This is a genomic window from Johnsonella ignava ATCC 51276 (genome assembly GCF_000235445.1).
Lineage (GTDB): Bacteria > Bacillota > Clostridia > Lachnospirales > Lachnospiraceae > Johnsonella > Johnsonella ignava.
The window spans coordinates 89,839-116,388 of sequence record NZ_JH378835.1 but is presented as its reverse complement, the minus strand read 5'-3'; the positions used below and the strand labels follow the sequence as shown (position 1 = coordinate 116,388).

Genomic DNA, 26,550 nt, shown 5'->3' with positions numbered 1-26,550 from the left:
GTAATAAGCGTTTGGATATATATCAAGGCGTCTGAGAAGCCAGCCGGACTCCCAGTTCGTCCTTGTTTTCATCAATGAATCGATAAGCCTCTAATCGATTTCTTTTGCAAAGAATGCCGCTGCTTTTTTTAGGAATAGATTTTCCTTTCGTGCCTCTTCAAGCTCTGCTCGAAGTCGGCGATTTTCTTTCATAAGCTCCAATTCATTTTGGGCAGTTGGATTAGTTAAGGCTTGTTCCCGGCATTCTTTGCTAAATTTTCTACACCATATGGTAATGCTTGATTTGGCAACGCCATATTCAGCAGAAAGGCTTTGTAGTGTACGTCCTTCTTCCAAATGAAGGCGTACAAGTTTTTTCTTAAACTCCGGTTCGTAATGTTGTTGTGACATAATAATTTCTCCTATTTTATAATTATATTTATTAGTCACTCCTGTTACAACTATAGTTTACCACAACAATTCAGAGTTGAAAACAAGGATAGATATGATGATAGAGATGTTGTCATAACAAATCTGATTGATAGTTATGACAGGCTTATTGAGTTTGGGCAAAAGCATTTGAATGATTTATTTGTATTGGACGGAATTGTCAATGTCAATGCAAGAGATAGGATACTTAGAGAGATAGTTTCCAATACATTGGCTCATAGGGATTATTCAAGTGGGTATCCTGCAAAGATGATTATTGATGATGAGAAAATTACTGTTGAAAACAGCAACTTGGCTCATGGTATGGGAGCATTAGACTTGCAGAAATTTGAGCCATTTCCTAAAAACCCTGCTATATCAAAGGTATTTAGAGAAATAGGTCTTGCTGATGAATTAGGCTCAGGAATGAGAAATACCTACAAGTACACACAGCTTTATTCAGGACAAAATCCGCTATTTGAGGAAGGAGATATATTCAGAACGATTATTCCTTTAAGATTAAATAATAAAATTACAAGACAGGCTATTGCAGAAGGTGCAGAGGTAAGTGTAAAGACGATACAAAGAACTTTGAAGGAAATAGATAATTTGCAATATGTAGGTAGTGGAAATAATGGTCATTGGGAACTTAACGAGTAAAAGTAAGTTGCAGAACCATGATTTTTAGTAGGTAATTGATTTTTAAAAGTACCATGCAATGAGGTTTTGTAGCAGAAAAATTAAGTTGCAGTAAGTTGCAATACACAGAATCAAAAGGGGTTGTCGGGAAATAGATAACTTAAAAATAGGGAGTGGGGCTGTCGGGAAATAAGGAATTTTAATCCCTGCAGAACAAAATAGAAATATCCTGACAAGTACAAGGTGTTTTGGCTTTGTGACTTGGTCAGGATATTTTATTTTTCTATAATACTGTCTATTTTTGGGCATAAAACCCCCTTGTTCAAAATTTTGATTTTTTGTATTTTTCTTATGCTGTTTTGCTATCCGTTTTTGAAAATCTTATCCGTAAAAATGCAGATAACCATAATACAGATTTAGAACAATACATTGAAAGCTATCAATTCTTAAAAGAGAAAAATATCATTTCCTTATTTGAACTGAAAGAAAGTATAGTTACTTTAAGAGATAAAAATCACAAGACCACAAGAGCTATTAAAGATACCGAAAAGAAAATATATGACAGAGTACGACTTATCGACCAAGCCGAGAAATATTTGAAGCATAAAGACACCTACAAAGCCTATACCAAGCTGAAGAGAAATAAACAAGATACTTTCTACAATGAATATACCGCAGAGATTATTTTATTTGAAAGAGCGTTTAGGAGAAAGCAAAACCTTAAATATATCCAAATGGAAATAAGAAATAGGCACTTTGAGGAATGAAAAAAATAGTCTATATTCTCAAATAATAGACATACGAAAAGAAGTGGCACAAACTGAAAGTGTTAGAAGCTGTATAGAGAAATTACTACAAGAAAACAGAGGACTGGCACAGGTCAAGAAGCAAGAGTTAGGGCTTTAAAACTAAGTGAAAAAATGGTATAATAATAAACAGGTTTCAATTTTTGGAGATGCTTAAATTTATGCTTGAAAGAGAGAAAATTGTTCGTTTATGGTTTGATATGTGGCTTGCACAACAAGACTTAGGGATAGATAATATATTTTTTCAGATGATGTAATTTATATTGAGAGCTGGTGTCCTAAGTATGAAAATCGGCAAACAGTAAAGCACTGGTTTAACGAGTGGAATACAAGAGGAAAAGTGCTTGAATGTGATATAAAGCAATTTTTTCATAAGGATAATCAAACTATTGTAGAATGGCACTTCAAAAATAAAATGAATAAGGGGAAAGTTGAAGAGTTTGATGGTATCTCTTTGATTATTTGGACAGCCGATAATAAGATAAAAGCATTGAAAGAGTTTGGTTGTAATTGCAATAACTACAATCCTTATAAAGAGGGTGAAACTCCATTATTTAGAGATGAAAAAGTAAATTGGTTTTGAGGAGCTAAAATATTGATAGAAAATAGACCTGAGTTTGATAAAATTACATCGTTTGACGAGTTTAATAAATATTATTGGTATCGTGAAGAAATTTCACAGATATGCAAGTCATTAGGATTAGAATATAGAGGTACAAAACAAGAACTCAATCACATTATTGAACAGTACTTTAAAGGCAATTTAATTAAAAAATCACCAATAAAAAACGAAAAGAAGCAAGTTGAAAATATTACTTTAGATACGCCATTACTTGAATGTGGTTTTTCTTTTAATGCAAAATTCAGAGAATATTTCTCTGCTTTAACGGGTATCTCACCATTTAAATTTACTGCTGATATGGCTACTGCTTGGAGGAAAGTAAAAAGAGAAAAAAATATAAAATTTACAATCAAAGATTTGCTAAAAGTTTATTATGGAGAATCAGATTATGCCAAGTATGATAATTCTGTTTGTCAATGGAATCAATTTTTAAAGGATTTTTGTGCAGATAAAGATAGTTACAACTACTCAAACAAATTAAAAGTAGCTACTATTCTTTGGAAAGAAGTTAGAAATTCAGAAAAGGAAAAAATCTATTCAAAGAATCTTTTAACTGAATATGAACATAAAATAAAAGAGTATCACAAGTAGGTAATTCCCAACTTGTTAAACTAACAATTTAATAAAAACTAACACAGAACAGTGAATCGAAAAAGGTTTACTGTTTTTTCTTTGTCTAAAAATGAAAATGCTTAACGAAAAAGCGTCCATAAATTAAAAAAGGCACTTTACAAAACGCTTCATGGGGAAGCTCAAAAGATATAAAGCCATATGTAGATGAAAAGTTTGAAAATAACATTCTTTTAACTGATACGGAAAGACTTATCATGAATGGTAGACCTAAAAAAACTAAGTATGCAAGAACTTTGATAGAGAGGGATTTCAAAAGATGATAAAAGCAGTAGAAGAAAACAAAGTATCTACTGTGATAGTTAAAGATATGAGTAGATTTGATAGAGATTACCTCAAAGTAGGTTTTTACACCGAAATACTTTTTAAAGAAAAAGGAGTAAGGTTTATCGCTATCAACAAACGGAATAGATAGTGAGAAACAAGTAGAAAGCGACTTTACACCATTTCTAAACATTATGAACGAATGGTATGCAAGAGATACTTCAAGAAAAATATAATCCATTTTTCGGGCAAGAATGGAAGAAGGTAAAAGAGTATCTCCAAGCGTTCCGTACGGCTATTACAGAAACCCAAACAACAAACAGGAGCTACTTGTTTATAAAGAGAGTTCAAATGTTGTAAAACGCATTTACAGGCTTGTGATAGAGGGATGTGGAGTAACACAGATAGCAGATATACTAACAAAAGATAAAGTCCTTATTCTGTCAGCCTATGCAGAAATACATTATACTGAAAACAACCACAGTTCCAAGAAAAGAGCAATAGAAGATCCATATTTTTGGACACCGACCACAATTGGCTATATATTAGCAAAAAAAGAATACATGGAACATACTGTACTTGTTAAAACAATATGCCTTGATTAAAAAACCAAAAAACGCAGAAAGGTAAAAGAAGATGAACTCATTATCTTCAAAAACACACATGAAGCCATCATTGATGAAGAAAAATGGAACAACGCTCAAAGGTTAAGAAAAACAGTGAGAAGAAAAGTCCGAAGTATGGAACAACCTCACACCCATTTACAGGACTTTTAATCTGTGCAGATTGCGGAGAAAAGCCAAGTTACAGAGAGCCGGCAGAACATAAAGGAAAGAAATATGATTGAGATTACTCTTTTGTATGCCAACATTACAGACATAGAAAAGGCTTTTGCAGTATGCATTACATCAAAGTAAAAACAGTAAATGAAATTCTCCTTAAATCAATCAAAGAAATCACAGACTTTGCAAAAGAAGATAAGCAATAATTTCTAAAATTGATGAACAAGTTATCCAACGAAAAAAGAAAAGTATCAAGGGGATAAAGAAAAGTTAGAAAAACTGTCATCAAGAAATGAAGAATTAACCACCCTCATTACAAAACTATACGAAGACCACGAACCTGGAAAAATTCCTGTAAAACATTTTGATAGATTATTTAATACCTATGATACGGAGCAACAGGAGGAAGACAGGGAAAGAATCGGAAACAACAAGTTGATGTGTACTTTAATTTTATAGTAAACTGTCAAGTACCACAGAATAAAAAAATAATGCCTAAAATTTTATAAAAATAATCTTTTGAACCATACTTAAAACTTGCGATTTTGCAAGTTTTTTGTTATAATAAATTAAATTTGGAGGGTATAAAATGAATGTATCTTATCAACCGCTTTGGAAGATTTTAGAAGATAAAAAAATGAAGAAAAAAGATCTGATTGAGATAGCAAACATTTCAGAGAATTGTGTTGCTAATATGGGTAACAATAAATATATTTCAATGGCAAATATTAGCCGTATATGTGAAGCTTTAGGATGTACCCCAAATGATGTATTTCGGTTTTGTGCAAGTGATGAAAGATAAGGAGGATAGGACTATGACTAAAAATTTAAGAAAAAAGAATATTGTTCTTTCTCCTGTGGTAAAGTGGGTTGGTGGTAAAAGACAATTATTAAGTGATATAGTTCCGCTTATTCCAAAGACATTTTCTACTTATGTCGAGCCTTTTGTAGGTGGAGGAGCAGTCATATTTGATATTCAGCCTAAAAAGGCAATTATAAATGATTTTTAATGACAGATATAGAAAAAGCCGCAAGAATTATCTATCTAAATAAAACGTGCTTTAATGGATTATTTAGAGTAAACCAGGCAGGACAATTTAATTCACCTTATGGGAAATATAAAAATCCTAACATAGTTAATACACCTGTTGTGTTAGCTATGTCAAAGTATTTTAATGAAAATAATATAAAGATAATTGATGGAGATTATAAAAATGCATTAAGAAACAGGCTAATTCTTTTGAAAGAATGATATCACTTATGGAAATTTTATTTGAAGAAGATAAAACCACAGAAGAAATAGCTGAAATTATGCAATTTGATTTAAGACAGTCAGATTACTATTATAATGCCGGTAAGTATCTTTGTTTATTTGAGAAGAAAGATGTTGCAGATGAAGAAAAAACAGTAAAAAAAATCTCATTATCTAAATTGGGAAAAGATACGGTAAAACTTAGATACAAAGAACGTCAATTAAAATTGGTTAGTTTTATTTTAGAGCATGAAATATTTAATAGACTATTTATAAAAGTTTATAATAGTGGAGAGTTACCTACAAAAGAAGAAATTCAAAATATTATGAGAAAAAATAATGTGTGTAATGACGGACAGATAGTTAGACGTTCCAGTTCGGTTTATTCATGGCTTAAATGTATATTTAACTTACAAAATATATAAAACATAAAAGTGTGTTTTTATGTAGTACAGATAGAAGTTTAAAAAGTTCATCTTGGATGGGTAAAAGATAACCCTCAGGCAGAGCACTTCTGGTATAAGAATAAGTTTGAATATTTTGAAAGAGGCATCAATATGAGACACAAAGATATAAGAAGAGAATGTGAAGAGTTATGGGCAAAAAATAAATATTTTGTACTGAGCAAATCGCATAAAGCATATCTGGAGATAAGGGGATACTTGAGAGGAACAGAACTGGATGTTTTATGGCTAAATGAGAAAATACAGGAAACAAGAGATATGAAGGAGAGTAAAAAAGATTTTAGTAATGCCGTTCTTCACATATGGGGATATTTCAAAAAAGACGCAAGTACAATTGAAAAACAGGCATTATTTGATATATTAAATGAATATATGGAAGGGAAAAATAATCAGAAGGTTGTAATTGAATGCATTAACACTTTACTAAAGAAATACCCTAATGAATATTTAGAAAAATCAACCTTGTTAACAGGAGAACAATATGAGACTATGGCATGAAAATCTTATCCACTTATTGCCCAAAAATCAGCTTCTTGGACAACATAGGGAATGTTGTGCTCTGAGGGGCAATGGATGGAAAAAGAAACATAAAACTGTGGACTATGTCTTTTCATATTCCCCATATCATCTTTTTATTTACCATGTATTGGTTATGGAGGAGATGGAAAAAAGGGGATATAATGTTTCTGTGGAATGGAAAGATAAAAATTATAGAGGAAGGACAGCAGAAAAGTACGATAATCTTAAAGAGGAAATTGTAGACAGTCCAATTTACAAAGAGCATGATATTGAATATCTGGATGATTGCATAGAAAATTTAAGAAATAAAGATATACATTTAGAAGTATAGAAGTTGTGGAGGAGTAAATGGATATAAAAATAAAAGAAGTTGAAGATAAACTGGAAAAGGAAGCAATATAGATGCTGATATATTGGCTTTAGCGTTAAAGAGAACTGCTAAGAAGCGGGGAAATTTGAACCTTTTAGAAAATGCAGAAAGCGTATTGAAGGTAGTAAAATCAGATGAAGATATGAGAAGGTTGTGGAATATTTATTAGAAAAAGTTTAAATATGCAGGCGAATATACTTGGGCTGAGGTAATACATTCGGTTAGGTAACTATCCATAGAAGCTAAATTAGATGTTAAAAAATATCCGTTGCAGAAAAATAGAACAAATACAAAAAGAAAATGACAGTGTAGAATCCGCAAAAATAGAAAAAGGATATGAAAGATAAAAGGAAAAAAGAGATGAAGATTTATCTTTCCCTAGTGGAAAAAATTCCCTGAAAATGCTATAATATGAGCAATATTTAGAGAGAATTAGAATTTGCAACTGAAGTTTTTGTATTTTGCGAAGGGAGAATATTGATTTATGTTTTCAATATTAGGTGCAGTATTATTTGGAGTCATAGCAATTATGACAGTTCTTGTTGCTTGCGGTTTGCCTTTGGGCGAATTTACAATGGGTGGACAACATAAAATCTTGCCTAAGAAATTTAGAGTTGTGGCAGTCATTTCAGTGGTTATCCAAATTTTTGCAATGATAATTATTTTGCAAGCCGGAGGTTTTATTTCCCTGTGGTTGTCTTTTAAGGCTACTAAATATATTTGTTTCTTCTTTGCCGCTTACCTATCTTTGAATACTATTATGAACATGATTTCAAAAAGCAAGAAAGAAAAATATGTTATGACTCCGATTTCACTTATAGCCGGAATATGTTTTTGGATAACGGCATTTCAGATGTAGTATGTAAAATGAGATAATCTACAGTGTGTCAAATTAGAAATTTGAACCAAGGAAAACATCATCAATCCGGACTCTTGCCAAAGAATTTTTAAAAGAAGGTGGTTTAGAGTTGTTAGAATATAAGCCAAAAATAAAATTATGACAGAGTTATTAAAGAAAGAGAAAATATGATAACTTATGAGATTGCAAGAAGCTTTGATATAGAAAAAATAATTGAAGTATTTGAAAACTCAGGTATAATAAGACCTACAAAAGAAAAAGAACGTATAAAATCTATGTTTGAAAATGCAAATCTTATCTACTTTGCCTATAATAATGGAGAACTTATAGGACTTGCGAGATGTGTTACAGACTTTAGCTACTGCTGTTATCTTTCAGATTTAGCAGTAAAAAAAGATTATCAAAAACAAGGTGTTGGAAAAAAACTCATAGAAAAAGTGAGAGAGCATATAGGAGAAAAAGTATCGTTAATACTACTTTCAGCAAATTCTGCTATGAATTATTATCCTAAAATAAATTTTGAAAAAGCAGATAATGCATTTATAATTAAAAGAAAATTATAACAGAAACGGAATTTTTAATACCGGATGCAGATTTATCTATGAAGGTGAAACCTATCATGCGATCATTAAATGAAGATAAAACATGGGGAGCAAAATTAAAAAAAGAATATATCCTTGATGAAAACGGAGAAAAAGTAAAACTCAAAAACGGTAACTACAAAATAAGAAAAATCAATATAGTGGATTGGAACTAACAAGACAAAGCAGAACATTGGCGAAAAGCATCGGCGGATATTACAAACAAATATTTGGAAGAAAACAGCATACAAGAAAAAGTTGACCGTCGTTCCTATAAAAGACAAGGCATAGAACAAATACCGACCATTCCTTTAGGAGTATCAGCCACTCAAATGGAAATCAGAAATAGGCACTTTGAGGAAAGAAAAAGATAGTATATATTCTCAAATAATAGATATACGGAAAAAAAGTTGAAGCAGCTGAAAGTGCTGGAAGCTGTATAGATAAAATTATTAAAAGAAAACAGAGGACTAACACAGGTACTTATCAATTTCAAGATTATACTAAATTCCATCTGGGTATCTTTGATGAAAATCATAAGATAAAGGTGCATAAAGAACAATTTCCTAAAGATCTGCAATCTGCGTTTGAAATTGGCTGCAAAATTGCTGCAAGAGAGTAACCAGATAAATTCCAGTTTTATTGATTAAATATAAGATGATATGGAAAGCATTTGTCGGAGATGGCAGGTGCTTTTTTTGTGCCCGAAGAGATCCGGTTATTTTTATTTTTCAGTAAATATCCGACTTGATTTTCTTTACGAATGATTAAAAGCAAAAAATATATGCTATACTTCGTTCGTGCACACAAAAAAAGATATAGAGCAGCTTGCAGAAAAATTTATTTTTTTGTCAGAAAACATTGACTGCACTTGGAGATCCATCCAGGCAGCACATTATCCTTGAAATGATGCAGATGAATGACTGCAATGGTTCCAGGGTAATTGAGATAACAGAAAAGACGGATCTGTCAAGACCGGCAGTATCACATCATCTCCAGATTTTGAAGGATGCAGGAATTGTGCCGATTTATCTATCGGCTTAAATATTTTATCACAGGAATATGAATATTTCTATCATGCAGTTTGAAAACAACATTTACAGTGTTTTGAACAAGAAATAGAAATCTAAGTTGGTATCTAAAAACGAAGATATTTTTGTCGGTGTCTTGGCAGCTCAATAACCGATTGGGTACACATCAAAATAGATTTACTGTTTTTATTGTTCAAAATGGAAAGATTGGTGTTAGTATATAAGTGTAGACATGAAAAGTTGAACATCTTATAATATAGTGTATAAAGTAAAGGATATTTTCAGCATGGCTAAAAAATAAAATAAATACATTATGCAGTTGTAAGGAGTAAATTTAGATGAAACTTGATGAAAAATGGATTAGGGCACATCTGCCAAAAGAGTGCAGAGATGAACCGATCGATGTGTTTTCCGGCTTGTATATGGATGGTCTTAAAGTAATGTCTTATGGAGAACGTGGTAATCCTGATGAAATTTATTATGAAGCAAAGGATGAAGAAGATTTGCACTGGTGGCAGCTTGATACAATTTGCTATTTCGTTGGTAAAGACGATAAATCTAAAATCTGGCGTTGGTATAGAGATCATGTAGAAAATGATCAGTGGTATTATATCGAACACAGAAATTACGATTATAATGCCATAGATGATGCCAGACTTCCAAGGTTTGAGAGGTATTTACGGAATCTGAAGTATGCGTTCCCTTCAGATTATTTTAAAAAAAAAGTCGAGAAATATACCGGTCTCATGAACCGGTGGTATCTTATTCCTCACTGGGGCTACGACTATGAGAATCTTTGTTTTATCGAGATTAGTGATTCAAAGGAATACCAAAGTGATTTTGACAAGTCCGAGGAGCCAAAGCCCGAAACCATCATAAAAGTGATTGACTGACTAAAGAATACGATGAGGCGGAAAGGTAATAAGATATAACATTATATAAAAGAGCTTCTGCATTTTTTGTTTTGTACTATACAAATCCTCAGTGTTTTTAACTTACACAAATAACATAATCAAAATTACATGGACACATAAACAGAGAGCAATCTGTTTGTGTGTTTTTTACTTAGCCCCTATGGAATACCGATGGTTGGAGTTATAATCATAGCCTTTATACAAGGAATCAATGAAGTCATAAAATAAATATAAAAAATTTTAAAATAAAACTTCAGTATTTTATAAAAGAAACTATAATAATAACTTGACTGGAGTTATAGTGTGTTATATACTGTTATATATAAAGGAGGACGGTATGAAAATAATACTGATAAATGGAAGTAGTACTCCTTTGTATGAGCAGATAAAAAATGCAGTAAAAGAAAATATTGTAAAAAATATATTAGCCCCGGATGAGCAGTTACCTTCTGTGAGGCAATTGTCTAAGGAATTAAATGTAAGCATATTAACCGTTAAAAAAGCTTATGATGAATTGGAAAAAGAAGGATTTATTGTTGTAAGACAAGGGCTGGGAACTTTTGTTGCTCCTTTGAATTCGGAACTCATACAGGAAGAAAAGCAAAAAGATATAGAAGAAAAATTGATTATTATATGTAGAATGGCAAAGTCAATTAACTTAAGCGAATCCGAACTGATTGACCTTATTAGATATATTTATGAAGGAGGTACAAATAATGAATAGGGTAGAAATTAAAAATTTGAATAAGAAATATTCTAATTTTTCATTAAAAAATGTTACTTTCTCAATTCCTAATGGTTATGTTACCGGTTTTATCGGAAAGAACGGAATGGGAAAAACAACAACTATAAAATCAATTATTTCTTTAAACCACTATGACGGAAGTGTAATTTTCAGCAATACCAATCTGCACGAAAATTTTGATAATCAAAAAATTGGTGTAATTATGGATGATTCATTTTTGGCAAAAGACTGGGATATAACTTTAGTGAATAAGGCTATGAAAGTTGGTTATGATAATTGGAACGAAGAACTTTTCTATTCCTATCTCATTAGATTTAGTATCAATAAAAAAATGAAGGTCAAAGAATTATCACGAGGTATGAAGATTAAATTGATGCTTGCAATAGCTCTATCCCACCGGGCGGAACTCTTAGTTTTGGATGAGCCGACAAGTGGACTTGATCCAAGTATGAGAGAGGAATTTTGCGAGATTATTTCTGAGTATATGGAAGATGAAAATCATACTGTATTATTTTCAACACATATTACTCAAGATTTAGAGTCGATTGCAGACTATATTGTTTTTATTGATGAAGGAAAAATTATTTTGTCATTGGAAAAGGATGAATTTTTAGAATATTTCAAAATTCTTAAATGTGATTTAGAACATCAAAATACTATAAACGAATCGGCAGTTTTAGGTAAAAAGATAAATCAACATAGCGTTGAATTTTTAGTGCGGGCAGATGATATGAAAGCAGTGTCGAACAAATTCATAGAAGATAAGGTTTCTATTGATAGAATAATGGTACTTTATGGGAGGAAGAAATAATGAATACTATCAAAGTGTTTAAATTAGACCTATTGTCTATCAAACCGTATTTAACACTTAAAAATTTAGTAATCTTTATTGGATTAAGTGTTATTTATACGGCATTATCAAAAAATCCTGCTACGGCAATTGCTGTAAGTCAAATGTTCGCCTTGCTTTTTTCGTCTTATCCATTCATGGTGGGAGAGGGGGCCGGCATAGATCCTCTATACAGAATTTTTGTAATAGAACCGGGAGATGTTGTAAAAGGTAGATATCTTATAGCAGGTGCATTTGTTGTAATATCATTGATTTTTGGCACTGTACTTTCTTTAATCATATCTCAAATATACTCTATTAAAGGCATTTTAGATATGTTGTTATTGAATGTTCCGATAATATTTTTGGTTATAACCATCATTATATTTTTGGAGTACCCGATTTATTTCAAATACGGTTATATGAAAGGGAGAACTCTTGCAGGCGTACCGTTTATGTTTTTAGGTATAGCATTTATGGTACCGAATTTTTTCCCGGAGTTTGTAAAAATGATATTGAAATTCTTTGTTATGAACAAGGGAATATGTATTATATCACTTGTTCTAATTTGGATTATAACATTATGTATTTCTTATACGCATTCGAATAAAGTATATTCTGAAAGGGATTTTTAGAAATGTATGGTAGTACTGAAGATGAAAAAGCTTATGTGTAAAAAAGTACGAATAATGATATAAAGTCATAGATTATTAAAAAACAATCTAAAATCAGGGAGCTTAAGTTCGAAATGTGTCTAACCTTTTCTTATTTTCAATCTTCCTTAAAGAAAACTTTGTTATAGTGTTACCGGCAGATGATTATTAAGCTTATGAAACCATAGAGAAAAAATAAGGGGATAAAAATTTTATGAAGATATATAAATTAACAGCACTTGGAATGGCGATGATTACAGGGGGATATTAATGAGAGAATTTAAAACCGCCTCAACCCTTTTTGACGGCAATTTGGCATTATCTATAGCACCGGCTCTAACACCTAAAGGAGTGGAAGAAAATCCTTTATTCTTTAACGGAGAAATTGTGAGTCCGGTGGTGATTTCCGGAGGTCTGTTGGTACTTGCGGATATTGTAAGTACAAGATATTTTAAGTACACACCGGTAGATCAAAGAGATCCTATTCTTTCTGCACAGGGAGACAGATTAAGAGCCGAGTGTTTTTCCGCCTGCAACGGTGTTTATGCAAGAATGGATGTGTTTCAAAGTGTTTTGGACGGTGAGATACTTTATGGTACTACAAATGTGGATATAGGTACCAATTTAAGAAAATCACTGTTTAAAATAAAACAGGGGGACAGATTAAAGTTTCGAATCGGAGATGACGGTTGGAAAGTATTACATAGTAAGAAACTTGTACATGGGGGTGTATTGACGGATATACTGATACAACGCCCTGTTAAAATGCCGGACAGATGGATTCGGGCATTGGGGAATTGTGCCATGCTCCATCAAAATATGAAATACAGATTTCATATTGAGGGAATGCAGGCAAAGGCTTTTATTGCAATGTTGCCGCCATATACCGGAAAGGAGCAGGCAGGATGGTTGACACCCACAAAAAACGGTGTGATGTTAAAGCTTAGAGAAGAAAAAGATAGTGTATATATTAGCGGACTTCACCGACTTAGCGCACTTAAGCGTATAATGAGTAATGTAAATGCTATTTATTTTTATGCCCCAGGGAATGGTGAAAAAGGACAGATGATGCTTAAAGTATGTATGACCGGAGCTAATATTACGCTAAGCCTGACGGCAAAGAGCTATGAGGGTTACTCCGGAGAGGGGGCACTTCTGGATTCACTTTCAGATATAAAAGTGTTGGAATATGCTGACAGAATTGACGATATATTAAATTTTGATCCGAGACTTGACCTTGATAAAATGTCAAAATCAACGGGGCTGATAAAAAATGATATGTATAAGGCACTGGAACTGCTTGCAGTTTCAGGAAAGCTGGGCTTTGATGTTCATGAAAATGCATTTTTTCACAGAGAATTACCGGATGATCCGGACAGAGTCTTAAAAGATAACCCAAGGCTTGAGGGGGCAAAGAAGCTTGTGGAAGATACCGTATATGTAGAAGATAATATATGGCATGTGAAATCGGAAGCTGCAGTTTACAGAGTTATTTATCCTACAGATTGCAGGGTGGAAAATGCAAAGTGCACATGTACATGGTATCTGAGACATCAAAACAGCAGAGGACCATGTAAACATATTTTGGCAGTAAAATTGAAAAAAGAAGTAGTGTAAAAAGACTTTTCATTACTATTTCTGCCGCCGGCTAAAGGCGGAGAAATGGAGGTTAGTATGGCAAGCAAACTTGAAAAAGCGGTGGAAATCTATCGCTCTCTGGGATATGAGGAAACAGATTTTGAAAATATTTTAAACCTTGGAACAGGAAGCAGTGAAGAACAAAAAATTGCAAGGGAAGGACTGAAATCAGGTGAATGGTTGGAAATTAAACAATTATCTGAGAATACTTACGGCTTCGTTCCCGTCGTGGATATTGATTTAGGCAAACTTGCAATCTTTGCAATCCGTGTAGGAGTGGATGCCAAGCGTGCGGCACATGTTTTAAGGCAAGGCAGTGAGGTTGCTTTAAAGGCTGTTGAGGCTCGGGGTGAAACTTATGCTATGAATTTTATTAAAGCTGCCTGCACTTCAAACAGGAGAATATGGGAGCACTCTTTGTCGGTTCTTGGTACATTGGCATTAAACCTGGTTCATCAAATGAATCTTGATATTCCGGAATCCGTGGAGTATATGAAGGACTGGGCAGCAGTTGCAGCAACAGTTTTGAGCTCTAAAAGAAAAGAGCAAAACTTTGATGAGGGATTTGCACCGGCAAAAGAGGATATTATAAGAAGATTCATGGAGCATATTGAAGTGGGTATTTCTGTGAATGTGCCGTCAACAGGACCTTTTTCAAAAGTGCTGATCTGGGGTGTAGAGAACAATGTGCTTACAAAAGAAGCGGCTATGGAACAGGTATTTTATGCATTAAATATTGCACAAAGACCGGGAGACAGAAAAGAGCTTATGAATGTTTTGGAGCAAATAGGACTTACTGATGATGATATCAGATCTCGAACAGAAACAATCATTCCACTTTTGGGACTTGGAGAAACCGCTTTGCTTGAAAGATTTGCACCGGTTCTTATAGAAAGTGCTTCAGAAGATTTGCTGTATCAGGTGCTTATTTCCTGCAGCTTCGCAAAGGTTAAGAAAATCAAAAAAATGATTTTAAAGGCTGCTTTAAAAAGAGAAAAACCGAAGTTTGCAAAAGAGTATGAAGAATGGATTTTACTGTATAAGCGGGATGAGGATAAAAGTATATCAAAACTTGCCGACAGTCTGGAGAAGGCTTGGGGATTGGAACTTGAAAAAGAAGATGTAAAAGAAGAAGTACAGGGACTTTGGAGGGAAACACCGAAACTTTGGGAACTTCCTAATTTTGATATAGGAGAAATTTCACCGGAGGCATTAACAGATTTGCTGGCAGTGATTTCAGAAAGAAAGGAATGTGTTGAGGATATTACTTTTGAAAGATTTATTGCTATGGCAAATAACATTGCATATAAAAATCCTGATGAGGCTAAAATGAGTCTGGCAGGAATTCCCAACAATGACTCAAGCGGTATATGGGCACTTGGCAGATGGGCAAAAAATATTGAAAATAATATATGCCCGGATAGTATGAGAAAAGTATGGAATGGTGAAAACGAAGCTTTAAAAATCGTGTATGGTGAACTCTTATATACAAGAAATGTTGTGTTATTTGCTTCTATCGACAAATGGCCTTGCTTACTAAGTACTCCAAGTTATGAAGATTTAAGTATCAGAGTATCCGATTTAGTCGATCGTCTGTTAATATATAAAAATGAAAATTTATTATATGTTTCAGAGCCGGATTTACAGCTTGCACTTACAAGACTTGATATGGATTTGTTTACGGAAAAAGATATAAAAGAGTATTCAGAAAAACTAAATGATGTAAATTTGAAAATCTTGCTTCCGTCAGGAGAACTTTTACAGGATGAACATGGAAATGATGTATTGGCAGGTGAAATAATTGTAGAATACTTAAAAGATCCATATATTGAACCGGAATTTACGCCGGGGAAAACCTCGTATTGGAAGGTGGAACTTGATATGCCAAAAAGTTTAAGAGCCTTACCGAACAGATTTTCACATGGCAATGATTCTATGTTTTCTATGTTTCCGACTTGGGGAGATTATGCTCTTACGGCGGTACACAGAGACTATGAGGTGTACCACGGGCAGGGTGTAACTTTAAGACAGATAGCAAGAAGAAGAAAGCCGATTACAAAGGGTGCACTGATGAACTGGATTGCTATAGGGAGTAATCTAAGTGATGAGAATGCAGAAGATGTTATTAAGGCAACTCATGAAGCCTGGGACAGGGGACTTCTGCTTCCGAAAATTGCAGATATTTCCTATCTGGACTGGAATGGTGATACGCCCTCAAATCTGGCAAGTATGGCTCTTTCCATGGAATGTATGGCAAAAGACGGTATGCTAAGCATCGTATGGGAAGCCGCCTGTGATACGGTGGAAGTATCGCTTGGGGCTCCCAGAATGCTGACAGGTACTGCTGAGGTTGTAAAGTTTTTAAGAGATTATCTGGATGAGGTTATACCGGCTGTGCAAAACAAGCTTGCCCCTAAAAGTGTACTGGAAATGAAGGCAATTAAAAATCTGGCAGCTAAATCAGGGGCTTCAAAGGCAGTAGCTTATGCAAAGGAAATCGTGAATAAATTAAAATCTTTTGATATGGAGATTATAAAAGAATCAGAAAACAGTGAAAAAGCATCGGATACTCCAATCTCAAAAAACGACTTTGATGAAGTGTGGGTAACATTACCTGAGCCTAAAACACTTATTCATGATAATGTTTCGATGAGTGTAAAAGCTGTTGAAATAAGAAAAAATGAAAAAGTTTTTAAGTTTAACTTAAAACTGCCTGATGTACCTGAGTATGAATATCAGGTAACAATAGCCGGATGGATTTACGGACTTAGAAATGAGGGACAGGTTTCGGCATTTAAGGCTAATAATAACGGGGAAATTATAGATGAAGAAGAAAAGGCTGTATGGCTTCATTATGATAATTTTAAAAAGAAGATTGCGGTAAGCAGGTTTAGAAATTGGAGAGATGAAGAAAACGGTCCTTTAAAAGGGGAATCCGCCCCATATTCAAAGGTATTCCTCACGATTGCGGTGGCACTTTTAGCTCAGGATGGAGAAAGTATTTATGGTGCAAAGAGCCTTATCAAAGAATTGGTAAAATCCGGTGAACTGAACGTGAATACACTTGGAGATATTACAAGAGAGTTACTGCTTCATGAAGATATCAGTCCGGCAAAGCTGGTACGAGTGGTTGAGAAGGAAAGAGAACTTCTAAGTGTGTTTTGGATCATGCTCAGTGAGTGTATCAAATATGCCGGAGCAAAGACTGTGAAAAATAATAAGCCGCCGGTATGGATAAACAGAATTTTGGATATTTGTATTTACTATGCAGACTATTTAAAGGAAGCAGCCGGCAGGGGATTTATTCCTGCTAAAGATGCAAAATGGCAAGGTCTTTTAGAAATTGCAAACAGCAGTGCCAAGTCTACCGCAATAAAAAAGGCAAAGAGCCTGGCGAAAATATTGGGGATTGCGTGAGTGAAGAGCCGGCTGGCAGAAAAATATGTAACATGACAAATGGTGTCAGGTATCTTCTTGTAAAATAGTATTATAAAATAGATAGGAGGCACTTATTATGCCAAGACCAACAACGAAAAATGATTTAATGATTGCCGCTAAGGAAAATTATGAAAAGTTAAATTTAATTATTTCAAAGATGACTGAGGAAGAATTAAATACGCCGTTTGATTTTTCAAAAGATGAAAAGAAAAAAGAAGCTCATTGGAAAAGAGATAAGAATTTAAGAGATATTCTAATCCATCTTTATGAATGGCATAAGCTTATTTTGAATTGGGTGCATTCTAATCAAAATGGAGAAGAAAAACCATTTTTGCCTGAACCATATAACTGGAAAACTTATGGAGATATGAATGTAGAATTTTGGAAGAAACATCAAAATACTTCTCTTGAAGAAGCTACAGACATGTTTAATAAATCTCATATTGCTGTATTGGAATCGGCTGAAAAATTTACAAATGAGGAATTATTTTCAAAAGGTGTATATAAGTGGACAGCAGGCAGTACACTCGGTTCCTATTTTGTAAGTGCAACATCAAGCCACTATGACTGGGCTATGAAAAAGTTAAAGGCTCATAAGAAAAATTGTAAGTAATAATAGCCGGAATAGGATAGCTGCGAATGTTTTCGGGGGATATGATTTGCTGTGGAACTTATACTTAAATAGGGCAACGGAGAGTATTTTTATTTTCAGTCAGATAAAAAATTTCCAAAATTGAAAGAGAAATATATCAGAGAATAGGGAAACAGTGATGTAGCAAATAGCAGAAATAATAAAAAGCTGAAGGAAGGTTACTTTGTGGCTGAGATAAAAAGTATAAATAATTTACTGGGTATGAAACTGAATATTCCGGATTACCAAAGACCATATAAGTGGGCAGTTCAGAATATTGAGTATTTATTAAGTGATATTACAAATGCAATTGAAGATGCAAAAAAATATAGAGCAGGATTTAAATATCGAATTGGAACAATTATTATTCACAAGAAGGATAAATGCATTTTTGATGTTGTTGACGGACAACAGAGAATTATTTCATTGATTCTTTTGAAACTTTATTTGGAACCGAAATTTAAATGTAGTATTTTGAGTAAATATTTTATGAATAAGGTTACTCAAACTAATATTCATAATAATTATATGTTTATAAAAGAATGGTTTTCACTTAAGAGTGATGATGTAAAAAAGGATTTTATTAAGGCTTTTGAAGAGATACTGGAGACGGTTATTATATGTGTTGATAAGGTTTCTGAGGCATTTCAACTTTTTGACTCGCAGAATACACGTGGAAAATCACTGGATCCGCATGATCTTCTTAAAGCATATCATCTTCGTGAGATGAAAAAATATCCATATGAAATGAAACATGCAGTTACAAAGTGGGAGGCTAAGGATACAGAAAAAATAAGAGAATTATTTGATCTTTATTTATTTCCAATATGGAACTGGTCAAGAAGAATTAAGAGTAGACCGTTTACAGCAAAGGAAATTGATACCTACAAAGGAATAGAGGAAGCTTCCGCTTACTCATATGCAAAGAGAGCCGGCAGGGCTATGCCATATTTCCAGATAAGTGAACCATTTATAGCAGGAAATGATTTTTTTGAAATGGTGGAGCATTATATTTATCTACTTTATGATATTAAATCAGAGATTTGCAATAATGTGTATTTAAAAAAAATTAAGCTTGCTATCTGTGATGGCAGGGATGTTTGTACACCTGAGGATATGGACAGAATTAAGCCCGGTTCTGTAGGATTTGGATACACAAAAAATCTGTTTTATTGTGCGCTGCTTTGTTATTACGACAGGTTCCATAATTTTGATGAAATGGCTGTAAAGAAAATATTTTCATGGGCGTTTATGCTTCGTGTTGATATGGAGAATCTTGGATTTGACAGCATAAATAAATATGCTGTAGGTGATGAAAATTCAAGATATACAAATAGAGTAGCAATGTTTTCAAAAATAAGTTTTGCACGTGTGCATAATGAAATTTCAGGTTTGCAGATAAAAATACTGAGGGATTTGGATGCTCCGATAAATGAAAAATGGAATGATTTGTATGAAACAATAAAAGAAATAAATGGATATGGAGATATCAAATGAGTAAATTAGTAACTGAACTTCACATCATAGGTAGAGAAAATAATATATTTGATACTGATATAGAATATACAATCCCATTATATCAGCGTGCTTATGCATGGGAGGATAAGCAACTCGTTCAGCTGCTTGAAGACATTCAAGATGTTTCTGAGGGTACAAATTATTATATTGGTTCATTAATTGTGTCAAAGCAATCAGGAAAGTATGAGGTTGTTGATGGGCAGCAGAGACTGACTTCTTTATACATTTTGCTAAATTGTTTGGGTATCAAAACAAGACCTGCTCTGACATTTGCGTGTAGAGAAAAATCAAATTATACATTAAGGAATATTGAGGAATTACTTCTTGAGAACCGTAGTAAACTTGATATGGACAGAATTGAATTCAGTATTCAAAGAGGAGTAAAGATACTTTCGCATGAACTTGGCAAGCCGGATTTTAATAAAAAAGATTTTTTGAGAAAGCTTAATAAAGTTATTGTATACAGGATAGAGGTACCGGAGAATACAGATCTTAACAGGTATTTTGAGATTATGAACACCAGAGGCGAGCAGTTAGAGCAGCATGATATTTTAAAAGCCGCTCTTATGAGTTACTTAAGTAATGATGCTGAAAAGGCGGTGTTTGCAAAAATCTGGGATGCCTGCAGCGATATGACAGGTTATGTTCAGATGCATTTTAGTAGTAAAAATAATGCAATAAGAGAGGCTATATTTGGTAGAGAATGGAATGAGCTGCCACAAAAGAGTTGGTTAAAATATAAGAATATAATGAAATATAATGAGGATGAAGCAACAGGTCAATGCATTACAGATATCATTGATAAAAATTTTAAGGTCGCAGAAGATGACAGGTATCTGGACGCCGATACTCGTGTTCGCTTTGAAAGTATCATAGAATTTCCGTATTTTTTACTGCATACGCTGAGAGTATATATAACACTGTACGGTGTCGCTCATAAAAATGCCGCCAAAGATATTACAGATAAACTTTTAGATGATAAAAAGCTGATAGATGCATTTGATAGAGTTATTTTATATGGTGTTAAAGAAAAAGGTGAAATTAATGAAAATAAAGAAAAATTCTCTCGTGAATTTATTATGTGTCTTTTGCGAACAAGGTATCTGTTTGATAAGTATATAGTAAAAAGAGAATATACCAATGACAGTTCGGATGGCGAATGGAGTTTGAAGAGCTTATATGTCTCACGAAATAGAAAACAAATCAGACCATATTACAAAAATACCAGATTTATTGAGATTGGTCAGCGTAATACAACAAATGATTTGAGAATAAAAAATAATACTATGATTCAGAGTGCACTTCGTGTTTCTTATACCTCGCCTAAGGTAATGCACTGGATTACAAGGCTTCTTATCTGGTTGTCGGAAGGTAACTGTAAACATACTGAAAATGAATATATTACAGGGTTTGATACTATTGCGGAAGATATTGCAATAGAGGCTGTTAAAGAAAATTTTCTTGATACTTGTGAAAAAGGAGTCTATTCTTTAGGAGTAAATACTCCTCATATTGTATTTAATTATCTTGACTATTTGTTGTGGTTCTACGATAGTGAAGGAAAATATAGTGATTTTACCTTTGAATTTAGAAATTCAATAGAACATTGGTATCCTCAGAATCCTTCAGAAGGGACTTTCGAACAGTGGAAAGATGGTGTGGATCGGTTCGGAAATCTCTGTATTATACAAAGGAATATCAATTCAAAGTTTTCAAATATGTCGCCTGAAGCCAAAAAGAGTACTTTTAAGGATATGATATCAAAGGGAAGTATTAAACTACGCATTATGAGTGAACTTACTGAAAAAAAAGGTAATAAAGCTGCCAGTCTGTATTGGAAGGAAACAATGTGTAAACAACATGAAGAGGAAATGATGAATATTTTACTTGAAGCTTGTGGAATAGATGAGCAGGAGTAATTATAATTAAAAATTAAGACCATAAAAAATATTGATATCATAAAGATGAAATTAATAATAGTAAAATGTAGAATTACATAATAATGTATTAAAAGTATTAATAGATGCAATATGTGTTATTTTTAGTAAGAGGATTTTTCGCACCGAAATGCGGAAGTCCTCATTTTTTGCCTGAAAACAAACAGAAACAGAAAAAGAAAAAAAGAATGGAAAAAATATAAAAGGCTAAGGTTCTAAAAGAATGTAAAATATATTGATATTTTTCTTGATGAGTTTTTAGAGATGATGAGTAAAAATGGTAAAGAATATATTGGATTTTTGATTTGTATATAGTATGATATTAATAAATAAAAAATTGTGGGAGCATATTAAATGAAAAAAGCTGCTGTATATATACATGGTAAAGGCGGTTCTGCGGATGAAGCTCATTATTATAAGAAGTTTTTTGATGATGAGTATGATATTATAGGTTTTGATTATAAATCAGAATTGCCATGGGAAGTTAAGGTGGAATTTCAAAAATATTTTATTGATATTTTTTCAAAATATAATGAGGTTGTATTAATTGCAAATAGCATTGGAGCGTATTTTTCTTTAATATCAATATCCTTATATGGAAATTTTATCAAAAAGGCAATGTTTATTTCACCCGTTGTAGATATGGAGCAGTTGATTTTAGATATTATGAAAAAAGCAGGTGTGTCTGAAAAAGAACTTAGTTTGAAAAAAATAATAAATACATCATTTGGCGAGTCTTTATCTTGGGAATATCTTTCCTATGTCAGGAACAATCCTATCAAATGGAATATTCCAAGCAGTATTCTTTATGGTAAAAATGACAATATAACTTCTTTAAAAATAATTAGTGATTTTGCAAAGAGAATAAATGCAGATTTAACAGTTATGGATAATGGAGAACATAGGTTTTATACAGAAGAACAAATGATTTTTATGGATAATTGGTTTAAGAAATTTATATAATAAAGTGGAATTTGAAAGGGGTATAAATTAAAAAAACATTGATAAATGGGATGAATTATGAAGATACAGATGATTTCGTAAGCTTTTATGAACTGAATATTAAAACATATATTACAACAAAATCAATTAAATTATATAAGCAGATAAAATTGGAATTTAGTGGATGAAAATGAAAATAATTTGTTTGGGAGACAGTTTAACATTTGGGAATGTTGGATATTCATATATTCACTTTTTGGATAAAAAATCGAATCATCAATATGTCAATAAGGGAAAAAATGGAGATACAGTAAGTGGGATGTATAGCAGACTGAAAAAACTGATTAATAAGTCAAAATACAATTCAGAAATATATATTCTTGGTATTGGTACAAATGATATACTTTTACCATATTTAAGAACCGTTTCTTTACTTTGGTTTTTACAAATGAGTTTACGTTGTAAGCTAATGAAATGTATTGAAGATGATGAGATTTTTTGTCAAAAATACAGTAGAGTTTTAGAGCTTTTTTATCGAAATAATAAACAAGTTATTATTTTTGGTATGCCTTTTATAAATTTAAAAGACTTTCCGGATGGGCGTTTAAAGAAAAGAAATAAGCTAATAAAGGAACTGGCTTATAAATATCATTATCCATTTATTGATATTTATAAGCTTCAAAAGGAAAATATTGGAGAAAAGAGCTGTGCATATACATGGAAATACCGGTTATTAATTAGATTTATGGATGCTATACTAATGACTTTATTTCCATTTACTAAAGATTACTTTGCTAAAATCAGAGGATTGTCTACAACTGTGGATGGAGTCCATTTTAACTCAAAATCAGCAAAAGTTTTAGCACTTGAAATAGAAAAATATATAATTGCCAAATAGAAAACTTAAGTATATGAGGCGTCATTAGTAAATTACTGCTTTAATAACTTAAATAATTTAAAAAGCTGTTATCAGTTTTTGAAAAAAGCAAAATCTGTCCTTGATTATTATTAACCATGATGTTATACTTGGCAAAATACGGGGGTGCTACAATGTTTTTGAGCAACACTTTCAGTGTATTTGCACAAATTAAAAATAAATTGCTGAAAAACTTGACTTATTGGTTCAGCATAAAATATTGTTTTGAAAGGAGGTGCACTTACTTTGTTGAAGGATGATCAACTTAGTCGTATAACTATTGAAGGCTACAAATCAATAAAAAAATGTGATGTTTCGTTTGGAAAAATCAATGTATTAATTGGCAGCAATGGTGCCGGCAAATCAAACTTTATTTCAGCTTTTTCTTTGCTTCAAAATATTTTACTTAAGAATCTACAAGTATCAGTTGCCCAAAGCGGCATCAATGCCCTTTTATATAAAGGCAGAAAAGTAACCGAAGATATTGGATTTGAGGTCTATTTCGGTAAGAATTCCTATGGTTTTAACTTAGTTCCAACTGATGATAATAGGCTGATTTTTCGAAAAGAATTCTTTGGATATCACGGTCAATGGGATAATGAAAGCAGTGTTGCCTATGGTAATAGTGAAGCAAAGTGGGATACCGGTGTTCATAATAAAATAGATAGATATGTTGTTCCTATCCTGAAGAAACAAAACTGGAGAGTCTATCATTTTCATGATACCGGTCGAAGTTCAAAGGTTAAACAAGAACACAACATTTCAAACAACAAAGTTCTTCAGTTCGATGCTGCCAATCTTGCGGCATTTCTATACAGGCTTAAGAGAAACTATAAGAAAAACTATGATGAAATAGTGATGATTATTCAACTGATTGCACCATATTTCTCGGATTTTGTTCTTGAACCTCAGGAAGGTAATGAAGAACAGATTGTATTAAAATGGCAGCAGAAAGGTTGTGAAGATATCTTCAATGTCTCACAGCTTTCTGACGGCACGTTGCGCTTTATTTGCCTTGCTGTACTACTGTTACAACCACACGAATTACAGCCTGCAACTATCGTTGTCGATGAACCTGAACTTGGTCTTCATCCATATGCAATTACCATTTTTGCGGAGATGGTTAAGCAGCTATCCAATGAAAAACAAATTATTATTTCAACGCAGTCTGTAGAGCTTCTTAATGAATTTGATGTTGAAGATGTTATTGTAGTGGACAGGGGTGAAAACGGTTCGAAATTCAGACGCTTGAGTGAAGAAGACCTGGAAGTTTGGCTTAAAGAGGATTATTCACTTGGAGACTTGTGGAAGAAAAATATTTTTGGAGGTAGACTGTCAAAATGAAGCCCAAAATGAAGCAAGTCTATATTTATTGCGAAGGACAAACAGAAGAATCATTCATCAATGAGATTCTTTACCCGTATTTTTTTAATATTAGTATTGTAGTTTGCCCTATAATTTGCTCTACGAAGAGAACGGCTATTAAAAAATACAAAGGTGGTGTGAGCGATTATGCGAAAATTAAAAAGGAGCTTTCCCTGATTAGTAAGCGGCATCCTAATGAGTATGTAACTACAATGTTTGATTACTATGCGATGCCTTGCGACACTCCGGGTATATGTAACAATGAGCCGGATATAAATGTTCGCATCAAACAAATAGAGCAGAAAATTGACGCAGATATTGGACAGAGAAACTGCAATTTTCATTTTATGCTACATGAATTTGAAGGGATCCTGTTTTCGAAACCGGATTCATTTGCCCTGATTGCCAACGAAGATGTTGTTAATAAAATTAAGGAAATCCGTGATAAATATCAAACGCCGGAACATATTAACAATTCTCCAAAAACTGCACCTTCAAAAATATTGGAAAAATTGATTCCAAATTATTCAAAGGTTACAAACGGAACGTTGTTATCAAAAGAAATGGGAATTAATATCATTATGGAACAATGCCCTCACTTTCGTGAATGGATTCAAGGAATAGCTCATCTCTGCACAAATGATAAATGATATTATATCATAATTCTAATAATAGCAGCAGGGTTATGCAAATGCCCGACTACCGTTTTATGTGTGCATTGCTGAAAATAGTGATGTTGGTGTCTTATCTTTCATTCCTGTTGAACAATGACAGAATAAAAGGATTTAGAAAATAAATTTTCGATTTTCAATGAAAAGGAATTCATTGGAATGATACAAGAAGTATGGATTGGGAAAGATAATATTCACACAGGAAGATTTGTATTAGAACTTCGAAAAATAGGATTGGGTTTAGGTAAAGAGGCAACTGAGAAACTATATTGTATAGTAGTCTTTTTGAGACGAATTAAGGAAGATATAAATCTGAATTATAATGGATTTATTGAAACGGGAAATATTAAAAAGGCATATTTACAGGGATTAAGACTTGAGTAATGTGAGTAGAGACCGAAAGTTGCAGTGCAGAAAGTAATTGATGAAACACAGATTTTATGTTATTTATTAATGCGGAAATATTTGGGATAGAGAGAGTACTTAAATGGTGATGAATATTATTATAACTTTAGTTGCAGCTGTTATTTCAGGCATTTTGGCGACAATTATTACTTTATATATCAATCATAAAAAAGAGATAGAAAGGCAAAAAAAAGAATTAGCAGCAGATATATTTGGTTATCGTTTTTTGCTTAACAAATCTAGTGGAACAGAAAAATTTTATGCTGCACTTAATAGAGTACTGGAGTGGTAGCATTTAAGTAGAGTTGGTAAACTCACCAAATCTATGGTATTATTAAAAACACAGAGGTGATCAAAATGCAATACGACAAAACTTTTAAAGAAGAGGCTGTTAAGCTATCCGATGAAATTGGTCTTAATGCCGCTGCTAACCAACTCGGTATTCCTTATTACACCCTTTCGGGCTGGCGTAATAAACGTAAAAAATATCAGGAAACCGCATATGTTGGAAGCGGTAACAAACGTTTATCTAATGATGCCAAGGATCAAAAGATATGCGAGCTTGAAAAAGAGGTTTTAGAACTTCAACGGTCTAATGACATTCTTAAAGAGGCTCTCGGTTTTTTCGCCGTAAGCCGGAAGAAATAAGGGCTCATTACCGTTATCAGTTCATTTATGACAAGCACAATGAACTTTGGACTGTAAAGCTTATGTGCGAAAC

29 protein-coding genes and 4 pseudogenes are annotated in these 26,550 nt (G+C 33.0%); 32 read left to right on the top strand and 1 reads right to left on the bottom strand.

Translation table 11 applies throughout. The features are described from left to right. Positions 1 to 90: 90 nt before the first annotated feature. Positions 91 to 390, bottom strand: a complete 300-nt coding sequence (locus HMPREF9333_RS09260; RefSeq protein ID WP_005539280.1) for a transposase — start codon at positions 388 to 390, stop codon at positions 91 to 93. A 168-nt stretch (positions 391 to 558) separates the two neighbouring features. Between HMPREF9333_RS09260 and HMPREF9333_RS09255 the strand changes: the two genes are divergently transcribed. The 32 genes and pseudogenes from HMPREF9333_RS09255 (at position 559) to HMPREF9333_RS09110 (ending at position 26,477) form a co-directional block, all read left to right on the top strand. Beyond that, a complete protein-coding gene (locus tag HMPREF9333_RS09255; protein ID WP_005541576.1) occupies positions 559 to 1,068 on the top strand; it encodes an ATP-binding protein in 510 nt (169 codons plus the stop codon). Between the two features lie 338 nt (positions 1,069 to 1,406). Further along, positions 1,407 to 1,953: pseudogene (locus tag HMPREF9333_RS09250) on the top strand (MobQ family relaxase); the annotation flags it as partial. 61 nt (positions 1,954 to 2,014) lie between these two features. Further along, positions 2,015 to 2,436, top strand: a pseudogene (locus tag HMPREF9333_RS09245) (nuclear transport factor 2 family protein). Between the two features lie 12 nt (positions 2,437 to 2,448). Continuing rightward, the gene (locus tag HMPREF9333_RS09240; RefSeq protein WP_005541573.1) at positions 2,449 to 3,066 is read left to right on the top strand and encodes an SAP domain-containing protein; all 618 of its coding nucleotides are present in this window, start codon (positions 2,449 to 2,451) and stop codon (positions 3,064 to 3,066) included. Positions 3,067 to 3,340: 274 nt separating this feature from the next. Beyond that, positions 3,341 to 4,660, top strand: a pseudogene (locus HMPREF9333_RS12940) (recombinase family protein); the annotation flags it as partial. An 80-nt stretch (positions 4,661 to 4,740) separates the two neighbouring features. Continuing rightward, the gene (locus tag HMPREF9333_RS09225) at positions 4,741 to 4,953 is read left to right on the top strand and encodes a helix-turn-helix domain-containing protein (protein WP_005541569.1); all 213 of its coding nucleotides are present in this window, start codon (positions 4,741 to 4,743) and stop codon (positions 4,951 to 4,953) included. 13 nt (positions 4,954 to 4,966) lie between these two features. Further along, positions 4,967 to 5,161: a DNA adenine methylase gene (locus HMPREF9333_RS13570; protein ID WP_005541568.1), complete on the top strand. Its 195-nt coding sequence runs from the start codon at positions 4,967 to 4,969 to the stop codon at positions 5,159 to 5,161. Beyond that, the gene (locus HMPREF9333_RS13565) at positions 5,161 to 5,403 is read left to right on the top strand and encodes a DNA adenine methylase (protein WP_005541567.1); all 243 of its coding nucleotides are present in this window, start codon (positions 5,161 to 5,163) and stop codon (positions 5,401 to 5,403) included. The genes HMPREF9333_RS13570 and HMPREF9333_RS13565 overlap by 1 nt, the downstream gene beginning before the upstream one ends. An 8-nt stretch (positions 5,404 to 5,411) precedes the next feature. Beyond that, positions 5,412 to 5,828 carry a DUF7226 domain-containing protein gene (locus tag HMPREF9333_RS09215; RefSeq protein ID WP_242822333.1) on the top strand — a complete coding sequence of 139 codons (417 nt, stop codon included), beginning with the start codon at positions 5,412 to 5,414 and terminating at the stop codon, positions 5,826 to 5,828. Positions 5,829 to 5,960: 132 nt separating this feature from the next. Then, entirely contained in the window at positions 5,961 to 6,365 is a 405-nt protein-coding gene (locus HMPREF9333_RS09210; protein WP_005541565.1) for a YbgA family protein, read from the top strand. Beyond that, entirely contained in the window at positions 6,349 to 6,717 is a 369-nt protein-coding gene (locus HMPREF9333_RS09205; protein ID WP_040882763.1) for a TIGR02328 family protein, read from the top strand. The genes HMPREF9333_RS09210 and HMPREF9333_RS09205 overlap by 17 nt, the downstream gene beginning before the upstream one ends. 523 nt (positions 6,718 to 7,240) lie before the next feature. After that, a complete protein-coding gene (locus tag HMPREF9333_RS09200) occupies positions 7,241 to 7,615 on the top strand; it encodes a hypothetical protein (RefSeq protein ID WP_005541561.1) in 375 nt (124 codons plus the stop codon). Between the two features lie 167 nt (positions 7,616 to 7,782). Next, complete coding sequence (locus HMPREF9333_RS09195) at positions 7,783 to 8,178, top strand: GNAT family N-acetyltransferase (protein ID WP_005541560.1); 396 nt, start codon at positions 7,783 to 7,785, stop codon at positions 8,176 to 8,178. A gap of 56 nt (positions 8,179 to 8,234) precedes the next feature. Further along, positions 8,235 to 8,534: pseudogene (locus tag HMPREF9333_RS12690) on the top strand (MobA/MobL family protein); the annotation flags it as partial. A 490-nt stretch (positions 8,535 to 9,024) separates the two neighbouring features. Next, entirely contained in the window at positions 9,025 to 9,240 is a 216-nt protein-coding gene (locus tag HMPREF9333_RS13355; protein WP_005541559.1) for an ArsR/SmtB family transcription factor, read from the top strand. A gap of 409 nt (positions 9,241 to 9,649) precedes the next feature. Then, on the top strand, positions 9,650 to 10,120 hold the full coding sequence (locus tag HMPREF9333_RS09185; RefSeq protein WP_156797324.1) for a hypothetical protein: 471 nt from the start codon (positions 9,650 to 9,652) through the stop codon (positions 10,118 to 10,120). Between the two features lie 159 nt (positions 10,121 to 10,279). Further along, positions 10,280 to 10,369 (top strand): CD1845 family protein, encoded by a 90-nt coding sequence (locus HMPREF9333_RS13350; RefSeq protein ID WP_456297505.1) that lies wholly within the window; start codon positions 10,280 to 10,282, stop codon positions 10,367 to 10,369. A gap of 109 nt (positions 10,370 to 10,478) precedes the next feature. Continuing rightward, positions 10,479 to 10,865: a GntR family transcriptional regulator gene (locus HMPREF9333_RS09180; protein WP_005541557.1), complete on the top strand. Its 387-nt coding sequence runs from the start codon at positions 10,479 to 10,481 to the stop codon at positions 10,863 to 10,865. After that, a complete protein-coding gene (locus tag HMPREF9333_RS09175; RefSeq protein ID WP_005541556.1) occupies positions 10,858 to 11,697 on the top strand; it encodes an ABC transporter ATP-binding protein in 840 nt (279 codons plus the stop codon). Before HMPREF9333_RS09180 ends, HMPREF9333_RS09175 begins: the two co-directional genes overlap by 8 nt. Further along, positions 11,697 to 12,350 carry an ABC-2 transporter permease gene (locus tag HMPREF9333_RS09170; RefSeq protein WP_005541555.1) on the top strand — a complete coding sequence of 218 codons (654 nt, stop codon included), beginning with the start codon at positions 11,697 to 11,699 and terminating at the stop codon, positions 12,348 to 12,350. The genes HMPREF9333_RS09175 and HMPREF9333_RS09170 overlap by 1 nt, the downstream gene beginning before the upstream one ends. A 288-nt stretch (positions 12,351 to 12,638) precedes the next feature. Then, positions 12,639 to 13,985 (top strand): SWIM zinc finger family protein, encoded by a 1,347-nt coding sequence (locus HMPREF9333_RS09165; protein WP_005541554.1) that lies wholly within the window; start codon positions 12,639 to 12,641, stop codon positions 13,983 to 13,985. 57 nt (positions 13,986 to 14,042) lie between these two features. Beyond that, a complete protein-coding gene (locus tag HMPREF9333_RS09160; protein ID WP_040882761.1) occupies positions 14,043 to 17,423 on the top strand; it encodes a hypothetical protein in 3,381 nt (1,126 codons plus the stop codon). Positions 17,424 to 17,520: 97 nt separating this feature from the next. Further along, positions 17,521 to 18,057, top strand: a complete 537-nt coding sequence (locus HMPREF9333_RS09155) for a ClbS/DfsB family four-helix bundle protein (protein ID WP_005541552.1) — start codon at positions 17,521 to 17,523, stop codon at positions 18,055 to 18,057. A gap of 204 nt (positions 18,058 to 18,261) precedes the next feature. Beyond that, positions 18,262 to 19,572, top strand: a complete 1,311-nt coding sequence (locus tag HMPREF9333_RS09150; RefSeq protein ID WP_005541551.1) for a DUF262 domain-containing protein — start codon at positions 18,262 to 18,264, stop codon at positions 19,570 to 19,572. Further along, positions 19,569 to 21,512: a DUF262 domain-containing protein gene (locus HMPREF9333_RS09145; protein ID WP_005541550.1), complete on the top strand. Its 1,944-nt coding sequence runs from the start codon at positions 19,569 to 19,571 to the stop codon at positions 21,510 to 21,512. Before HMPREF9333_RS09150 ends, HMPREF9333_RS09145 begins: the two co-directional genes overlap by 4 nt. 372 nt (positions 21,513 to 21,884) lie before the next feature. Beyond that, complete coding sequence (locus HMPREF9333_RS09140; protein ID WP_005541549.1) at positions 21,885 to 22,493, top strand: alpha/beta fold hydrolase; 609 nt, start codon at positions 21,885 to 21,887, stop codon at positions 22,491 to 22,493. A 163-nt stretch (positions 22,494 to 22,656) separates the two neighbouring features. Continuing rightward, positions 22,657 to 23,370: an SGNH/GDSL hydrolase family protein gene (locus HMPREF9333_RS09135; RefSeq protein ID WP_242822332.1), complete on the top strand. Its 714-nt coding sequence runs from the start codon at positions 22,657 to 22,659 to the stop codon at positions 23,368 to 23,370. Between the two features lie 264 nt (positions 23,371 to 23,634). Further along, on the top strand, positions 23,635 to 24,732 hold the full coding sequence (locus tag HMPREF9333_RS09130; RefSeq protein ID WP_005541547.1) for an AAA family ATPase: 1,098 nt from the start codon (positions 23,635 to 23,637) through the stop codon (positions 24,730 to 24,732). After that, the gene (locus tag HMPREF9333_RS09125; RefSeq protein ID WP_005541546.1) at positions 24,729 to 25,403 is read left to right on the top strand and encodes a DUF4276 family protein; all 675 of its coding nucleotides are present in this window, start codon (positions 24,729 to 24,731) and stop codon (positions 25,401 to 25,403) included. The genes HMPREF9333_RS09130 and HMPREF9333_RS09125 overlap by 4 nt, the downstream gene beginning before the upstream one ends. 180 nt (positions 25,404 to 25,583) lie before the next feature. Beyond that, entirely contained in the window at positions 25,584 to 25,808 is a 225-nt protein-coding gene (locus HMPREF9333_RS12325; RefSeq protein WP_005541545.1) for a hypothetical protein, read from the top strand. 103 nt (positions 25,809 to 25,911) lie between these two features. After that, positions 25,912 to 26,121: a hypothetical protein gene (locus HMPREF9333_RS09115; protein ID WP_005541544.1), complete on the top strand. Its 210-nt coding sequence runs from the start codon at positions 25,912 to 25,914 to the stop codon at positions 26,119 to 26,121. 65 nt (positions 26,122 to 26,186) lie between these two features. Then, the gene (locus HMPREF9333_RS09110; protein WP_005539276.1) at positions 26,187 to 26,477 is read left to right on the top strand and encodes a transposase; all 291 of its coding nucleotides are present in this window, start codon (positions 26,187 to 26,189) and stop codon (positions 26,475 to 26,477) included. Positions 26,478 to 26,550 lie beyond the last annotated feature (73 nt).

Excerpts from the sequence above, each read along its gene's own strand:
- HMPREF9333_RS09260 (WP_005539280.1), bottom strand. The coding sequence starts at position 390 with ATGTCACAACAACATTACGAACCGGAGTTTAAGAAAAAACTTGTACGC.
- HMPREF9333_RS09225 (WP_005541569.1), top strand. The coding sequence starts at position 4,741 with ATGAATGTATCTTATCAACCGCTTTGGAAGATTTTAGAAGATAAAAAA.
- HMPREF9333_RS13570 (WP_005541568.1), top strand. The coding sequence starts at position 4,967 with ATGACTAAAAATTTAAGAAAAAAGAATATTGTTCTTTCTCCTGTGGTA.
- HMPREF9333_RS13565 (WP_005541567.1), top strand. The coding sequence starts at position 5,161 with ATGACAGATATAGAAAAAGCCGCAAGAATTATCTATCTAAATAAAACG.
- HMPREF9333_RS09215 (WP_242822333.1), top strand. The coding sequence starts at position 5,412 with ATGGAAATTTTATTTGAAGAAGATAAAACCACAGAAGAAATAGCTGAA.
- HMPREF9333_RS09210 (WP_005541565.1), top strand. The coding sequence starts at position 5,961 with ATGAGACACAAAGATATAAGAAGAGAATGTGAAGAGTTATGGGCAAAA.
- HMPREF9333_RS09205 (WP_040882763.1), top strand. The coding sequence starts at position 6,349 with ATGAGACTATGGCATGAAAATCTTATCCACTTATTGCCCAAAAATCAG.
- HMPREF9333_RS09200 (WP_005541561.1), top strand. The coding sequence starts at position 7,241 with ATGTTTTCAATATTAGGTGCAGTATTATTTGGAGTCATAGCAATTATG.
- HMPREF9333_RS09195 (WP_005541560.1), top strand. The coding sequence starts at position 7,783 with ATGATAACTTATGAGATTGCAAGAAGCTTTGATATAGAAAAAATAATT.
- HMPREF9333_RS09185 (WP_156797324.1), top strand. The coding sequence starts at position 9,650 with ATGGATGGTCTTAAAGTAATGTCTTATGGAGAACGTGGTAATCCTGAT.
- HMPREF9333_RS09180 (WP_005541557.1), top strand. The coding sequence starts at position 10,479 with ATGAAAATAATACTGATAAATGGAAGTAGTACTCCTTTGTATGAGCAG.
- HMPREF9333_RS09175 (WP_005541556.1), top strand. The coding sequence starts at position 10,858 with ATGAATAGGGTAGAAATTAAAAATTTGAATAAGAAATATTCTAATTTT.
- HMPREF9333_RS09170 (WP_005541555.1), top strand. The coding sequence starts at position 11,697 with ATGAATACTATCAAAGTGTTTAAATTAGACCTATTGTCTATCAAACCG.
- HMPREF9333_RS09165 (WP_005541554.1), top strand. The coding sequence starts at position 12,639 with ATGAGAGAATTTAAAACCGCCTCAACCCTTTTTGACGGCAATTTGGCA.
- HMPREF9333_RS09160 (WP_040882761.1), top strand. The coding sequence starts at position 14,043 with ATGGCAAGCAAACTTGAAAAAGCGGTGGAAATCTATCGCTCTCTGGGA.
- HMPREF9333_RS09155 (WP_005541552.1), top strand. The coding sequence starts at position 17,521 with ATGCCAAGACCAACAACGAAAAATGATTTAATGATTGCCGCTAAGGAA.
- HMPREF9333_RS09145 (WP_005541550.1), top strand. The coding sequence starts at position 19,569 with ATGAGTAAATTAGTAACTGAACTTCACATCATAGGTAGAGAAAATAAT.
- HMPREF9333_RS09140 (WP_005541549.1), top strand. The coding sequence starts at position 21,885 with ATGAAAAAAGCTGCTGTATATATACATGGTAAAGGCGGTTCTGCGGAT.
- HMPREF9333_RS09135 (WP_242822332.1), top strand. The coding sequence starts at position 22,657 with ATGAAAATGAAAATAATTTGTTTGGGAGACAGTTTAACATTTGGGAAT.
- HMPREF9333_RS09125 (WP_005541546.1), top strand. The coding sequence starts at position 24,729 with ATGAAGCCCAAAATGAAGCAAGTCTATATTTATTGCGAAGGACAAACA.
- HMPREF9333_RS12325 (WP_005541545.1), top strand. The coding sequence starts at position 25,584 with ATGATACAAGAAGTATGGATTGGGAAAGATAATATTCACACAGGAAGA.
- HMPREF9333_RS09115 (WP_005541544.1), top strand. The coding sequence starts at position 25,912 with ATGGTGATGAATATTATTATAACTTTAGTTGCAGCTGTTATTTCAGGC.
- HMPREF9333_RS09110 (WP_005539276.1), top strand. The coding sequence starts at position 26,187 with ATGCAATACGACAAAACTTTTAAAGAAGAGGCTGTTAAGCTATCCGAT.